The following is a 13,472-nucleotide window of genomic DNA, read 5'->3' on the forward strand; positions in this document are numbered from 1 at the left end:
AACCCTAGGTGAGGCCAACACCTCTGTCAACGCACCGCCGGGTGGTCTCACGGGCCCGCACTCCCCTCGATCCAGAGCCGGAGAAATCGACCGTATCCCGGTGCCAGGAGCCACTTGCTCGCGACGTCGACCACGAGCCCGGCAAGAGCCAGCAGCCCGAGACGGATCTCGGTCGCGCCAAACGGCCACCGTCGACGCAACAGCACCGGCCGGGCGGCGAGCACCCCGAGGAGAACGAACGACAGCACACGAACGACCGACCACGGCACCCAGGCGACCAGCGCCCCACCGAACGGAGAGGCGCTCGCCGCCGCGAAGCTCCCGACGAAATAGCTCATGAAGCCGACGAGACCAGCACCGAGCACCAGGCCGAGATAGCCGCCGCTGGCGACACTGACGAGGAGAAACGCCGTCAGATGCAGCGCGTGAACCGGCAGGAACCGGTGCGGATCGACCTCCGCCCCGGCGCCGGTCTGGATCCAGGCGAACATCTCGGCGCGGTACGGCTCGCCGTGCAGAATCGCCTGCGCCGCACGCTGCGGGGCGCACTGGACCATCGTCACGATCCCGGCCGAGAGGAGCAGCGCCCAGAGGAGTGCGATCGCGAAGGCCGCCGACGAACGCTCCTGCCGCACGGCACGTCGGAAGGGCAACCAGACCGTCAGCGGTGCAACGAACGGAAGGACCCAGGCACCGACGCCCGGCAGGAGTCCGAGCCATGGCAGCAGTGGCGTCGCCATCAGCCAGGCAGCGTCCCGATGTCGCTCGGGCATCACAGCGCGCCACCGGCTGGACCCAGGTGGATCTCTTCGAGCGCCGTCGCCGCATCCACGTCGAGGGCCCAACCGATCGCCCTCGCGACGTCCTCCACGGGAACCATCGCCTCTCGGCTCCACGTCCCGGGGAGGCGGTCCCAGAGGTCGGTGGCCGTGGCGCCGGGAAAGACGGCGGTCAGCCGCACGGCACTCCCTCGGAGCTCCTCGCGCAACGCGGCGAGCAGACCGCGCAATCCCCATTTGCTGGCACAGTAGGCGCTCCATCCGGGGAATCCACGGGTCGCGGCCACCGAGAGCACCGGAAGAATCCACGAACGCGCTTGACGTCGTCGCATGCCCGGGAGGAATGCTCGAAGAAGATGAAAGGTGCCCCCGAGGTTGGTGTCGACGATTTCGGCGAAGAGCTCCGGAGGGGTCTCTTCCAGAGACGCCAGGGCTACCGTGCCGGCGCACGGCACGACGACCGCCACCTCTCCCAGGCTCGCCTCGATCTCCCCGGCGACCTGTGTAACCTCCGCCGCGACGCGGACGTCACACGGGAAGACCACCCCTGGGGCGCCGGCAAGGTCGATGGTCTCTCGAAGCGTCCCGGGCGTTCGCCCGAGAAGCGCGAGACGGTATCCCCGCCGCGCCAGAACGCTGGCAGCGGCTCGCCCGATGCCCGAGCCAGCGCCGCTGATGACGGCGACCGCGGGCTCGTCTTTCATGGTTGGTCTTGGAAAGAGGGAGAAAACTGGTCGGGACGCCGGGATTTGAACCCGGGACCCCCTGAACCCCATTCAGGTACGCTACCAGGCTGCGCTACGTCCCGACCGAAGAATCAACGTGGTTCGCGAGCCGGATCTCCTCGGAGCAACGACTGGATCTCCTTCGCCTCGACGAGAGCTGCGGCGATCGCGGACCGAACGTGTTCTATCCGCTGCGGCTCGACGCTGTCAAGCGCCGGCAAGCTTGGCGAGCCCGCAACAGCGCCGCTCGCTTCCGCTCCCCCGCCCGCCTCTCCAGCGAAGAGCGATCCGGCGGCTCCGGCCAGCGGGAAGCCGGCTGCGAGCTCGCCCTCGAGCTTCTTCTTCGCCCCGGCGATCGTGTAACCCTCGTCGTACAACAGGGTCTTGATTCGCCGCAGCACCTCGACCTCCCGCTCGCCATACGAGCGCTGGGTCGTGGCCCCGGGCGGGGGCTGAAGAACCGGGAACTCGGTTTCCCAATAGCGGAGGACGTACGGCTGCAGGTCGAGCTCGCGGCAGACCTCCCCGATGCGAAAGCCGGTCTTCTTCGCCATGGTCGCGTGATCCTATCGCGAGCCGTCCCCACCCCGATCACGCCGCCGGATCACCAGTCGCAGCGGCACCCCTTCGAGCTCGAGGCGTTCGCGCAGGCGGTTCTCGAGGTAGCGCCGATACGAGTCGCGCAGCGAGAGGCTGTGATTGGCGAAGAGCATGAACGTCGGCGGGCCGGTCGCGACCTGGGTCGCGTAGAGCAATCGCCAGGGACGGCCGTCGTGCGCCGGCGGCCGGTGCTCGAGAACGATCTCCTGAGCCAGCCGATTGAGCTCGCCGGTCGATACCTCGCGTCGAAAGCCGACGAGGGCACGGTCGACGGCCGGAAAGAGCTTTTCGAGGCCTCGCCCGGAGAGCGCCGACAGGTTCACCCGCGTCGGCCCGGAGAGCAGCTGGTCGAGGCGTGGCCAAGTTGCCTCGAGCGCCTCGCGGCGACGCTCGTCGAGCAGATCCCACTTGTTGATGCCGACGACCGCGGCGCGTCCGACCTCGTTGACCAGGCCGGCGATGGCCAGGTCACCGGACGTCACCCCGGCAGCGGCGTCGATGAGCAGGATCGCCACGTCCGCTCGCTCCAGTTGCCGCCGCGCGAACAGCACCGCTAGCTCCTCGGCAGCGCCGCTCGTCTTGCTGCGACGACGGATTCCGGCGGTGTCGACGAGCAGATAGCTGCGTTCGCCGCGCGTGATCACGCAGTCGACCGGATCGCGGGTGGTGCCAGGAATCGGCGAAACGAGCACCCGTTCCTGGCCGAGCAGCCGGTTGACCAGGGAGGACTTGCCGACGTTGGGCCGCCCCACCACGGCAAGCCCCGGGAGGTCAGGACGCGTCTCGACTTGGACCGCCGGCAGCCGGGCGACCAGCTCGTCGACGAGCTCGCCGATTCCGCCGCCGTGTTCGGCGGAGATCAGCACCAACGCCTCGACCCCGAGCCGGTGGAACTCCCCCGCATTGCGTTTCGCCAGCGTCGTGTCGCCCTTGTTGACGGCGAGAATCCACGGCTTGCCGAGACGTCGCACTTCGGCGACCACCAGCTCGTCTGCCGGAACCAGCCCCTCGGAGCCATCGACCACGACGACGACGAGATCACTGTCGGCAAGCGCCATCAGCACCTGCTTGCCGAGGCCGAGCGGATCGTCGCCGGGGACGAGACCGCCGGTGTCGACGAGCTGAACCGCGTGCGTCGGGTCGAGGTTCGCCAGGGCGACGATCCGATCCCGCGTCACGCCCGGCTGATCGTGAACGATGGCTTGGCGCCGCCCCACCAGCCGGTTGAAGAGGCTCGATTTGCCGACGTTCGGTCGGCCGACGATGGCGACAGTGGGGGTCAGTTGCAAGAGATCGATATCCCGTGTGAGTCACGACGGACGGAGTGATCGCCGCGGTCGCAAGGTGATCGCCGCGAGGATTCGTCGCTTCGCCTCCGCTCGCGGCAACCCGCGTGGACAGCGCGCCGACACGACTCGCCGATCGCGATGGTGCAAGTCGACAACCGAATGAGTGTAGCAAACGGCCGCGAGCCGTTTGACAGGACGCGCTACCTCTCCTAGGATCAGCCCGGCCGCGAAAGTGGCGGAATTGGTAGACGCGCAAGCCTCAGGAGCTTGTGGTCGCAAGGCCGTGGGGGTTCGAGTCCCCCCTTTCGCACCACCCCTCCCCTCATCCCGAGCGGACCACCAGGCAGCAGGAGAAGAGGCACTCTCCCTCGCGAGAGAGGCTGCCTCGGATCTTTGCCAAGGGTCCCAATCGCGCCTCGAGGCTCACCTCCGCCACGACCTCGTCGCCGGCCTCGACGTCCCCGTGCCAGCGCGCTTCGTCGACTCCGGCCAGATATCCGGGCGCACCTCGATCTCCTCCCGACAGGAGCACTGACGCCGCTTGCGCGAGCATCTCGACCGCCAGGAAGCGCGGCTGGGCTCCGCGGCTCCTGACCCAGAAGCCGCCAGCCGTCAGGCGCAGCCGGACCGCACCGGGGTGCGGCGCGTCGACGAAGAGGAACGGAAAGCGATGCGGGAGGTTCGTCAGGAGGCTTGGCGGGCCAGCTTGCCGACGATGAACTGGGCGAGGGTCTCGACCGAGGCCAAGGCCTGGACACCGACCTCCTCGTCCTCGATCTTCACGCCGAAGGCTTGCTCGATGCCCAGGACGAGCTCCAGGGCGTCGATCGAATCGAGGCCGAGGCCGTCTCCGAAGAGTGGATCGTTATCCTGGATCTGCGCGGGCTGGATCTCGAGCTTCAGGCGGTCGACGATCACTTCTTTGATGCGCTGGCGCAACGCGGCGGATTCTGGGACCGTGCTCATCGGAAGAATCCTAGCATGCCGCGACGCGGCCTCATGCCATCACGAGACCGCCATCCACGCGGATCGCCTGACCGGTGACATAGGAGGCCGACTCGGAAGCGAGGAAGGTGACGACAGCCGCCACTTCCGCCGCGGTCCCGGCGCGACCCAGCGGCACGGCCTTGAGGTATTCGTCGAGCTTCTTCTGCGGTAGTCCGGCGATCATGTCGGTGGCGATGAACCCCGGCGCGACGGCGTTGGCCGTCACCCCGTAGCGCGCCATCTCGCGAGCGAGCGCCTTGATGAAGGCGATGAGCCCTGCTTTCGCGGCCCCGTAGTGCGCCTGCCCGAGTTGCCCGATGACACCACTGGCACTCGCCACCGCAACGACTCTCCCCCACCGCTGCCGAACCATGCCGCGGAGCACCGCCTTGGTCAGCCGGAACGGGGCCTTGAGGTTGACCTCTTGCACCAGGTCCCAGTCGGCCTCCGTCAGGAACGCGATCGGTGCATCCCGGATCAGCCCGGCGTTGTGCACGAGAATCGAGATTTCGCCGAGATCCGCCTCGATCGTGCGGATCAGCTCCGACGTCCCCTCCCGCGACGCGAGATCCAGCGGGTAGGCCCGGGCACCGGTTTCTCCGGCGATCTTCGCTGCCGCTTCGGCGCGCGACAGGTAGGTGAACGCCACCCGGGCGCCACGCTCGGCGAACGAGCGGACGCATGCTTCGCCGATGCCCCCACTTCCACCGGTCACCAGGGCGACCTTGCCGTTCATACCGCCTCCGCCAAGGGGCCGATTTCCGCCCCGATCGTCTCGAGCGCCACGTCACGCCGCCACCACCGCAGCATTCGCCCGATCTGCTCGCCGGCACCGCATTCGTAGAACTTCGTGACGCCGAGAGCGGCGCAGCGTTCGAGCGCGAGATCCCAGCGCAGCGGTTCGACCACGACCCGGCCCGAAAGGCGTCGCACCTCGGCGCGGTCTCGAATCACCGCCCCGTCGAACGGCGACACGACCGGGATCGCGAGGTCGCGGCACGGAGCAAGTTGCTCGATTTCGCGGTGCAACCGGGCGACCACCGGCTCGAGCAGCGGCGAATGCACGGGCCAGCCGACCGGCAGCCAGCTCGTCCGCAGCGCCTCGGGGGCGATCTCCTCGACCACCCGGGCCACCGCCGCATGATCTCCGGTGACGACGACCGTCGAAGGATGGCTGCGGCTGGCGATCGTGGCCAACTCTCCGCCGCGGCTCTGTCGCACGCAGGCACGCTCGATCCTCTCTGCCGGAACTCCGACGATGGCTGCCATGCCGGCGGCCAGCGCCCCGAGAATCTCGTCGTAGATCTCCGCGGTCCGCACGACGATGGCGAGCGCGCCTTCGAGCTCGAGCCCCGAGGCGGCGACCAGGGCGGCGAGTGCACCCAGGCTGAAGCCGGTGACGAGGTCGACCTGCCGACGCGATTCGCGGACCGCCTCCCAAGCCATCAAGTCGACGGTGAGCACCGCGAGCTGGGAGTTCACCGGTCGATTCAGCTCGTGGGCCGGCCCTTCGAAGAGGAGCCTGCCCAGGTCGCGTCCGAGCACACGCGACGCGCGATCGAGGAGTTGGCGCGCCGCCGGCGACCGTTCGGCGAGCGCCCGCCCCATGCCCACCCGCTCCGATTGTTGGCCGGCAAACAGTGCGGCGACCTTCATTCGGCACCTCCGCCCTCGACGCACGACCGATCGCTCGCGCCGCCCTCGGCGATCACCGGGCTGCTCCATCCTGCGGCCTCGCGCAACGGCATCCAAGGGAGCCGGGCGAGCACCTCGGCGAGTCGGTCCCGGTAGCCTCGCCGTCCGAGGTCGTGAAAGAGGCGGGCGAGCCCCATCATCTCCCCGGGCACCGGTCGATCGACGATCTCCCACGGGTGGAACGTCATCACCGCGGCACCGCCGGCTGCGGCTCTCCGCCGAGCTGCCCGGGCGATCCAGGCTGGCGGCACCACCCGCCCGGTCCACCCGCAGACCGGCAGGCGAGCGGCCCCGCCGAAGGCGAGGGGCGGCATCTCCAGGAGCGGTTCCGTTCCGGACCAGGAGAGCTCGTACGGATCCACCAGGTTCTCGTGAGACCCGGCCCCCCAGCAGGGAGAAACGGAGCTGTCGTAGCGGTACCCGGCCTCGGCCAGGGCGCGCAGCCGCGGGTTGTCTGGGCGACGCATCGACCACTCCGGGGCCCGGAAGCCGACGACCTCGGCTCCCGTCAGATCCTCGAGCTGTCGCTTGGCCTCGCTTGCCTGCTGCGAGAACTCCTCGACGGACCAGCGGTCGACGCGGAAGTGAAGATCGCCATGGCTCGCCACCTCGTGGCCGGCCCCGGCGACCTGCCGGATGCGATCCGGCAGGCGGCGAGCCACCTCGCCCAGGACGAAGAACGTCGCCCTCGCCCGGCACTCCGCGAGCAGGTCGAGCGTCGACGGGATCAAGCGGTCCAGCTCCTCGACCAAGCGAGGCCGCTGTCCGGGATCGACCCATTCGCCGACCCAGCAGGTGTGGTACCACTCTTCGACGTCGATCGACAGCGCATAGCGACCGGCGCCGGCGAGCGCTTGCTGACGCAAGACCGGCTCAGTATTCGTCGAAGACCTTGAAGTAGATGGCTGCACAGGAGATGCGGACGGTGTCCAGCAGCGGCCGAAAGTGGCTCCCGGCGCCATTATAGATAGTGCTGACGCGCACGTGGCCGATGCGCGCCCCCCGCGCCGCCGCCTTGATGAGCATCTCGGTCTCGATCGCGTACCCGTCCGAGCGCAGGTGCAGGCTCGCCGCCAGCGCGCCGTCGAGCAGCCGAAATCCGGACTGGCTGTCCTCGAGCTCGCGGCCGGTGAACCAGCTCAGAATGCGCGAGCCGATGTAGTTCGTCCAGTAGCGTACCGGCGGAATGAGCTCGGGAGAGGCGAGCCGGCAGCCGATCACCAGGTCCCACCCTTCGTCTCGCCAGCTCCCGATCAGGGCCGGCAGATCGGCGGGGTCGTGCTGCCCGTCGGCGTCGACCAGTGCAATGGCTCGCGGGGCGCTGCGCAACGCGATCTCGATTCCCCGCCGCAGGGCGTATCCCTTCCCGCGATTCTCCGCCAGCTCCTCGACCTCCGCCCCGGCCTGTCGCGCCAGGGAGGCCGTGGCGTCGCGCGAGCCATCGCTCACCACGACGACGCGCCCGACGTGCCCGGCGAGCCCGCGGACGACCTCGGTGATGGTCCCGGCGCAATCGAGGGCCGGAAGCACGGCGACGAGCTCGGATCGTTCGACGACCATGGAGGGCGACTATCTATCACACCAGGACCGCAAAAACGGGATCGCAAGAGGCTTGTCTCGTTCGCTGCCGTTGTGAGATCCTTCCCCCGTGCCGCAGGAATACCTGCCGATCCTCCTCTGCCTGCTGCTCGCGTTCGTTCTCGGCGTGATTCTCCTCGGCCTTTCCTGGCTGGCCGGGAAACAGACCGGGGGCAAGGTCAAGCAGTCGACCTACGAGTCGGGGCTTCCCCTCCTCGACCGGTCCCGCAAGCGGCTGTCGATCCTCTTCTTCCTCGTCGCCCTCGACTTCGTGGTGTTCGACGTCGAAGCCGCATTCCTTTATCCATGGGCGCTGGTGATCCGCGATGGCGGATGGCCGCTCCTGGGTGCGGTCATGGTCTTCGTCGGCTTCATCCTGGCGGGCTATGCCTACGTCTGGAGGAAGGGTGGCCTCGACCTGCGACCGCGCCCGCTCCCCGAGACGAGCTCGAGCTCCCCAGCATGAGTCACGACACCGAATCGGCGAACTCGGCCCTGCCGGATGCCGCGCGGGCCGAGATCGAAGCGCTTCGCCCGCGCTATCCGACGGCAGAAGCCCTCCTCCTTCCCGCCCTGCACATCGCCCAGCGGTACGCGGGCGGCTGGCTGCCCGATGCCGTGGTCGAAGCCGTGGCTCAGCTCCTCGAGCTGGCTCCGTCCAAGGCGCTGGGAGTGGTCAGCTTCTACGACATGTTCCATCAGCATCCTGTCGGTCGACACCGGGTCCGGGTGTGCAACAACCTCTCCTGTCAGTTGCGCGGCGCCGAGGAGATCCTCGCCACCGTGCGCCAGGAGCTCGGCGTGGCCGAGGACGAGGTCACCTCCGACGGTCGCTGCTCCTACGTTCACTTCGAATGCCTCGGCTCCTGCGACACCGCGCCGATGATGATGGTGGACGACGATTACCACGAGAATCTCACCCCGGAGCGTGTCCGCCAGATCCTGAGGAGCCTCGCCTGATGGCATTCGAGCGCGTCCTGACCCGCAACGTCGGCCGGGCCGAGGCTCGAACGGTGAAGGGCTATCGCGAAAGCGGTGGCTACGACGCCCTCGCCAAGGCGCTGCGGATGCCCCCCGAAGAGATCATCGAAGAGGTCAAGCGCTCGGGGTTGCGCGGCCGCGGCGGTGCCGGATTCCCCTGCGGGCTGAAGTGGAGCTTCGTACCGCGGGGAACCGACAAGCCGAAGTATCTCGTCTGCAACGCCGACGAGTCCGAGCCCGGGACCTTCAAGGATCGACTGCTGATCGAGCAGGACCCTCACCAGTTGATCGAAGGCTGCGCGATCTGCTGCGTTGCCGTCGGTGCGGCGACTTGCTACATCTACATCCGCGGCGAGTACACCTACCCTGCCCGGGTGCTCGACGAGGCCATTCGCGACGCCTACGCCCAGGGCATCCTGGGCGACAGTGTCATGGGATCCGGATTCAAGCTCGACATGGTCGTCCACCGCGGTGCCGGCGCCTACATCTGCGGCGAAGAGACCGGGATGCTCGAATCGCTCGAAGGCCGGCGCGGCCAGCCGAGGGTCAAGCCACCGTTTCCCGCCGTCGTCGGCGCCTTCGGCTGCCCGACGGTAATCAACAACGTCGAGACGCTCTGCAACGTGCCGCACATCCTGCTGCGCGGCGCCGACTGGTTCAAGAGCATCGGCACCGACGAGCGCAACACCGGGCCCAAGCTCTTCGCCGTCTCCGGCCATGTCGAGCGCCCCGGGACGTACGAGCTGCCGATCGGCGTCACCTTCGACGAGCTGCTCGAGGTCTGCGGCGGGATGTACAAGGGGCGCGAGCTCAAGGCGTTCATCCCCGGCGGCGCCTCGGCAGCGATGATGCCGGCGTCCCAACGTGGCATCCGCATGGATTTCGACACGCTCGCCAAGGCCGGCAGCATGCTCGGTTCGGCCGCGGTGATCGTCATGGACGAAACGGTCTGCCTGGTGCGGGCCGCTGCCCGGCTCGCCAAGTTCTTCGCTCACGAGTCCTGTGGACAATGCACGCCCTGTCGCGAGGGGACCAACTGGCTCGCGCTCATCCTCAAGCGGATCGAGCACGGGCACGGGCTACCGGGTGACACCGACCTGCTGCTCTCGGTCGGCCGGCACACGGGCGGGAACTCCCTCTGCGCGCTGGGCGACGCCGCCCAGGGGCCGGTGCTCTCGCTGGTCCGGAGCTTCCGCGAGGAGGTCGAGCGCCACATCGCCGAGGGCCGCTGCCCGCTTCCGGCCAAGCCGTTCTTCGAGCAGGGAGCGACCGCCTGATGCCCACCGTCACCATCGACGACCGCACCGTGGAGGTCCCGGCGGGAACCAACCTCGTGGAGGCCGCGCGGCAGGTCGGGATCCAGATCCCCCACTACTGCTATCACCCTCGCCTGTCGATCGTCGGCCAGTGTCGCATGTGCCTGGTGCAGATCCAGGGGATGCCGCGACTCCAGGCCGCCTGCTCTACACCGGTCGTCAAGGACGGGATGGTCGTCCGCACCGACCTGCCGGAAGTGCGCGATGCCCAGCGCGCCATCATGGAGTTCCTGCTGATCAACCACCCGCTCGACTGCCCGATTTGCGATCAGGCGGGCGAGTGCGGACTGCAGGACTACTCCTTCAAGCACGGCCAGGCGTTCTCCCGCTTTCGCTACGAGGACAAGCGCACCTACCCGGAGAAGGAGCGCATCCCGCTCGGCCCCCACGTGATCTTGAACATGAATCGCTGCATCCAGTGCACCCGCTGCGTGCGATTCACCCACGAGATCACCAAGACGGGCGAGTTGGGCTTCTTCGAACGCGGGTCGCGTGCCGAGATCGGCATCTTCCCGGGCAAGCCGCTCGACAACCCGCTGTCGGCATGCGTGGTGGACATCTGCCCGGTCGGCGCTCTGACCTCCACCCGCTTCCGGTTTGCCGAACGCGTCTGGTATCTCGACAAGAAGCCGTCCCTCTGCACCGGCTGCGATGTCGGCTGCAACGTCACGATCGAACACCGCAGGGGCAAGATCCGCCGCTACAAGCCGCGCTTCAACGCCGACGTCAACGACTACTGGATGTGCGACTTCGGGCGCACGACGCCCGAGCGCTACGAACAGATGCCGCGACTGGCGACACCTCTGGTGCGACGCGACGGCGAGAGCCGCCCGGTGGCCTGGAAGGAGGCGCTCGACCTGCTCGCCAACCGGCTGAGATCGCGATCGGCCGAGGGCACCATCGCCCTGCTCGGTTCCGGCTTCCTGACGACCGAAGAAGCGTTCCTCCTCGCCTCGCTGGCCGACCAGGTCGGCTCCCCGCATCGCTCCGTCTGGGTGGACAGCGCTCCGGCGCGGACCATCCCGACCCCGGGCGGGCTGATCAGCGGACGTGACGCGGCCCCGAACCGTCGCGGGGCCGAGCTCGCCGGCCTCCGCCCCGGACCGAACGGGATCGACGCCGAGGAGATCCTGCTGCGCGATGGCGCGTCCCGCTGCTCCGTCCTGTTCGTCGCCGACTCCGACTTCGGTCGCGCCGCTCACGACCCGAAAGTCGTCGAGCGACTGCGGTCGGCGCAATTCCTCGCCGTCATGGGTTGGGCCGACACGCCGCTTGCCGCGGCTGCCGATCTCGTTCTGCCGACGGCCACGCATGCCGAGCGCGAAGGGACCTTCGTCAACGTCGGCTGGCGGCTTCAGCGATTCGAGCGCGCCTTCCCGGCCCCCGGTCAGGCACGCCCCGGCACCGAAGTCCTCGTCGACCTGATTTCCCGTTTCGACCCGTCCTATCTCGGCGCCGGGACGGCCGAGGTCTTCACCAGGATGGCCGAGCGCCTCCCCGCCTTCGCCGGCCTCGCCTATCGGCGGATCGCCGCGCTGGGCCAACAACTCGACTCGGCCCCGGTTCAGCCGGGCGCCGCCGGAGCGGCGCGTTAGCGCGGTCGATCCGCGCGCGCCGCATGGAGGAATCGGTTGTTGAGCGTTGAGTTCCTCGCGACCCTGGTGAAGATCGGCCTGTGGGTCGGCGCGCTGTTGACCGCCGTCCCGATCATGGTCTGGATCGAGCGCCGGATGAGCGCGCTGATGCAGGACCGCAGCGGGCCGAATCGGTTGGGCCCGCTCGGCCTGTTCCAGGCCATCGCCGACGCTGCCAAGTTCATCTTCAAGGAGAGCCTCACCCCCAGCGGCGTCGATCGCCCGCTCTATCTCCTGGCTCCGCTTCTCGCCATCGTCCCCGCGCTCACCACCTTCGTGGTGATTCCGATGGGGCCTTCCGCCGAGGTCGCGGGGCGGACGATCGAGATGGTCGTGGTCGGCGCAGACACCGGTGTGATGCTCTTTCTCGCCCTCTCCAGCCTTGGCGTTTACGCCCTGGTGATGGCCGGCTACAGCTCGAACAACAAGTACTCGCTGCTCGGATCGATCCGCGCTTCGGCCCAGATGGTGAGCTACGAGCTCGCGCTGACGATGTCGGTCGTCTCGGTCCTCCTTCCTGCGGGGTCGCTGCGCCTGGCCGACGTGGTGCAGTATCAGGTCGACCATCGCTGGCTGGGGTTCATTCCGGGTTGGAACGTCCTGCCCCAGGCGCTTGGTTTCCTGGTGTTCCTCGTCGCGTCCTTCGCCGAGACGAACCGGCTGCCGTTCGACCTGCCGGAGGCCGAGTCCGAGCTCGTGGCGGGCTACCACACCGAGTACAGCGCCATGCGCTTCGCCCTCTTCTTCATGGGTGAGTACATGTCGATGATCACCCTCTCGGCCCTCGGCGTCACGCTCTACTTCGGCGGCTGGACGCTCCCTGGTCTCGCGCTCACCGGCATCCCGGGCGCCTTGACCGGGTTCCTCGTCCTGCTCGGGAAGGTGAGCCTGTTCATGCTCTTCTTCGTCTGGGTGCGCTGGACCTACCCGCGATTCCGCTACGACCAGTTGATGCGACTCGGCTGGAAGGTGCTCCTCCCGCTCGCCCTGGTCAACTTCGTCATGACCGCTTCGCTCACCGTCGCTGGATGGCTGTGACGATGGACCTCGCCGTTTTCGTCGTCTTCGCGCTCCTCGCCCTGGCCTCGGCCCTGGTGGTCGTCACCAACCGGAACCCGGTCTACGCCACGATGGCCCTGGTGGTCACGCTCTTCTCGACCGCCGTCCTCTTCGTCATGCTCGGCGCGCCGTTTCTCGCGGCGCTCCAGATCCTCCTGTACACCGGCGCCATCCTCGTCCTCTTCCTCTTCGTCCTGATGCTGCTCAACGTCGGCAAGGAGCGGCCGGACGGCGGGAGGACGCGCGGTCAGTTCTGGGGCGCCCTGGGCGTCGGGGCGCTCTTCCTCGGCGGACTCGCCAGCGCGCTCTGGGCCGCCGCCGGACCGACCCGTCCGGCAGCAGCCGCTCCGATCTCGCCGCCCAGCCTCAAGCAGATCTCGGCCGTGCTCTTCTCGACGTACATGCTGCCGTTCCAGATCATCGGCGTTCTGCTCCTCGTGGCAGTCATCGCGGCAACGATCATCGCCCGCCGTCCGTCGCCCGGACCGGCTGCGCAGCCGGAGGAAGAGTGATGAGCGTTCCGACCTCCTGGTATCTGCTGCTGGCCGCTCTGCTCTTCGTCATCGGAGCCGTCGGCGCCCTGACCCGGCGCAATGGCATCGCCATCTTCCTCTCCATCGAGCTGATGCTGAACTCCGCAAACCTGACGCTCGTCGCCTATGCGCGGGACCTGGCTGAGCTCTCCGCCCGGCTCACCGGCCAGATGGTGGTCTTCTTCGCTCTCGCGGTGGCGGCCGCGGAGGCCGCCGTCGGACTGGCGCTCTTCATCGCCGTCTATCGCAACCGCCAGACCATCGACGTCAACCGACTCAACCTGATGCGGTGGTGA

General features: G+C 68.3%; 16 protein-coding genes and 2 tRNA genes. 8 read left to right on the forward strand and 10 right to left on the reverse strand.

Annotation, left to right across the window (positions count from 1 at the left end):
* Nucleotides 1-47 precede the first annotated feature (47 nt).
* The 5 genes from IPJ17_14700 to der form a co-directional block, all read right to left on the reverse strand.
* On the reverse strand, nt 48-773 hold the full coding sequence (locus IPJ17_14700) for a hypothetical protein (protein ID QQR72736.1): 726 nt from the start codon (nt 771-773) through the stop codon (nt 48-50).
* Nucleotides 773-1,483: an SDR family oxidoreductase gene (locus tag IPJ17_14705; protein ID QQR72737.1), complete on the reverse strand. Its 711-nt coding sequence runs from the start codon at nt 1,481-1,483 to the stop codon at nt 773-775. The genes IPJ17_14700 and IPJ17_14705 overlap by 1 nt, the downstream gene beginning before the upstream one ends.
* A 27-nt stretch (nt 1,484-1,510) precedes the next feature.
* Nucleotides 1,511-1,587: transfer RNA gene (locus IPJ17_14710), tRNA-Pro, on the reverse strand.
* A 9-nt stretch (nt 1,588-1,596) separates the two neighbouring features.
* Nucleotides 1,597-2,058 (reverse strand): MerR family transcriptional regulator, encoded by a 462-nt coding sequence (locus IPJ17_14715; protein QQR72738.1) that lies wholly within the window; start codon nt 2,056-2,058, stop codon nt 1,597-1,599.
* 12 nt (nt 2,059-2,070) lie between these two features.
* Nucleotides 2,071-3,393: a ribosome biogenesis GTPase Der gene (gene der / locus IPJ17_14720; GenBank protein ID QQR72739.1), complete on the reverse strand. Its 1,323-nt coding sequence runs from the start codon at nt 3,391-3,393 to the stop codon at nt 2,071-2,073.
* A gap of 226 nt (nt 3,394-3,619) precedes the next feature.
* On the opposite strand from der, the gene IPJ17_14725 reads away from it, so the two are divergent.
* Nucleotides 3,620-3,706, forward strand: a tRNA-Leu gene (locus tag IPJ17_14725).
* Between the two features lie 371 nt (nt 3,707-4,077).
* Here the strand turns inward: IPJ17_14725 and IPJ17_14730 are convergent.
* From IPJ17_14730 to IPJ17_14750, 5 genes are read right to left on the reverse strand one after another with little or no spacing between them, the layout of a single operon-like run.
* Nucleotides 4,078-4,359 carry an acyl carrier protein gene (locus tag IPJ17_14730; protein ID QQR72740.1) on the reverse strand — a complete coding sequence of 94 codons (282 nt, stop codon included), beginning with the start codon at nt 4,357-4,359 and terminating at the stop codon, nt 4,078-4,080.
* Between the two features lie 31 nt (nt 4,360-4,390).
* The gene (locus IPJ17_14735) at nt 4,391-5,116 is read right to left on the reverse strand and encodes an SDR family oxidoreductase (GenBank protein QQR72741.1); all 726 of its coding nucleotides are present in this window, start codon (nt 5,114-5,116) and stop codon (nt 4,391-4,393) included.
* Complete coding sequence (locus IPJ17_14740) at nt 5,113-6,036, reverse strand: ACP S-malonyltransferase (protein QQR72742.1); 924 nt, start codon at nt 6,034-6,036, stop codon at nt 5,113-5,115. Before IPJ17_14740 ends, IPJ17_14735 begins: the two co-directional genes overlap by 4 nt.
* The gene (locus IPJ17_14745) at nt 6,033-6,941 is read right to left on the reverse strand and encodes a polysaccharide deacetylase family protein (GenBank protein ID QQR72743.1); all 909 of its coding nucleotides are present in this window, start codon (nt 6,939-6,941) and stop codon (nt 6,033-6,035) included. Before IPJ17_14745 ends, IPJ17_14740 begins: the two co-directional genes overlap by 4 nt.
* A gap of 7 nt (nt 6,942-6,948) precedes the next feature.
* Nucleotides 6,949-7,635: a glycosyltransferase family 2 protein gene (locus tag IPJ17_14750; GenBank protein QQR72744.1), complete on the reverse strand. Its 687-nt coding sequence runs from the start codon at nt 7,633-7,635 to the stop codon at nt 6,949-6,951.
* 88 nt (nt 7,636-7,723) lie between these two features.
* Between IPJ17_14750 and IPJ17_14755 the strand changes: the two genes are divergently transcribed.
* Genes IPJ17_14755 through nuoK form a run of 7 tightly spaced genes read left to right on the forward strand, consistent with a single transcriptional unit; the run spans nt 7,724 to nt 13,472 of the window.
* Nucleotides 7,724-8,119, forward strand: a complete 396-nt coding sequence (locus IPJ17_14755) for an NADH-quinone oxidoreductase subunit A (GenBank protein ID QQR72745.1) — start codon at nt 7,724-7,726, stop codon at nt 8,117-8,119.
* Nucleotides 8,116-8,613, forward strand: coding sequence for an NAD(P)H-dependent oxidoreductase subunit E (locus IPJ17_14760; GenBank protein QQR72746.1), 498 nt, complete (start codon nt 8,116-8,118; stop codon nt 8,611-8,613). The genes IPJ17_14755 and IPJ17_14760 overlap by 4 nt, the downstream gene beginning before the upstream one ends.
* Nucleotides 8,613-9,911: an NADH-quinone oxidoreductase subunit NuoF gene (nuoF, locus tag IPJ17_14765; GenBank protein ID QQR72747.1), complete on the forward strand. Its 1,299-nt coding sequence runs from the start codon at nt 8,613-8,615 to the stop codon at nt 9,909-9,911. The genes IPJ17_14760 and nuoF overlap by 1 nt, the downstream gene beginning before the upstream one ends.
* Nucleotides 9,911-11,545 (forward strand): molybdopterin-dependent oxidoreductase, encoded by a 1,635-nt coding sequence (locus tag IPJ17_14770; protein QQR72748.1) that lies wholly within the window; start codon nt 9,911-9,913, stop codon nt 11,543-11,545. The genes nuoF and IPJ17_14770 overlap by 1 nt, the downstream gene beginning before the upstream one ends.
* Nucleotides 11,546-11,581: 36 nt before the next feature.
* Nucleotides 11,582-12,622: an NADH-quinone oxidoreductase subunit NuoH gene (gene nuoH / locus IPJ17_14775; GenBank protein ID QQR72749.1), complete on the forward strand. Its 1,041-nt coding sequence runs from the start codon at nt 11,582-11,584 to the stop codon at nt 12,620-12,622.
* A 2-nt stretch (nt 12,623-12,624) separates the two neighbouring features.
* The gene (locus tag IPJ17_14780; GenBank protein QQR72750.1) at nt 12,625-13,155 is read left to right on the forward strand and encodes an NADH-quinone oxidoreductase subunit J; all 531 of its coding nucleotides are present in this window, start codon (nt 12,625-12,627) and stop codon (nt 13,153-13,155) included.
* Nucleotides 13,155-13,472: an NADH-quinone oxidoreductase subunit NuoK gene (nuoK, locus tag IPJ17_14785; protein QQR72751.1), complete on the forward strand. Its 318-nt coding sequence runs from the start codon at nt 13,155-13,157 to the stop codon at nt 13,470-13,472. The genes IPJ17_14780 and nuoK overlap by 1 nt, the downstream gene beginning before the upstream one ends.

This window comes from Holophagales bacterium (assembly GCA_016699405.1).
Lineage (GTDB): Bacteria > Acidobacteriota > Thermoanaerobaculia > Multivoradales > JAGPDF01 > JAAYLR01.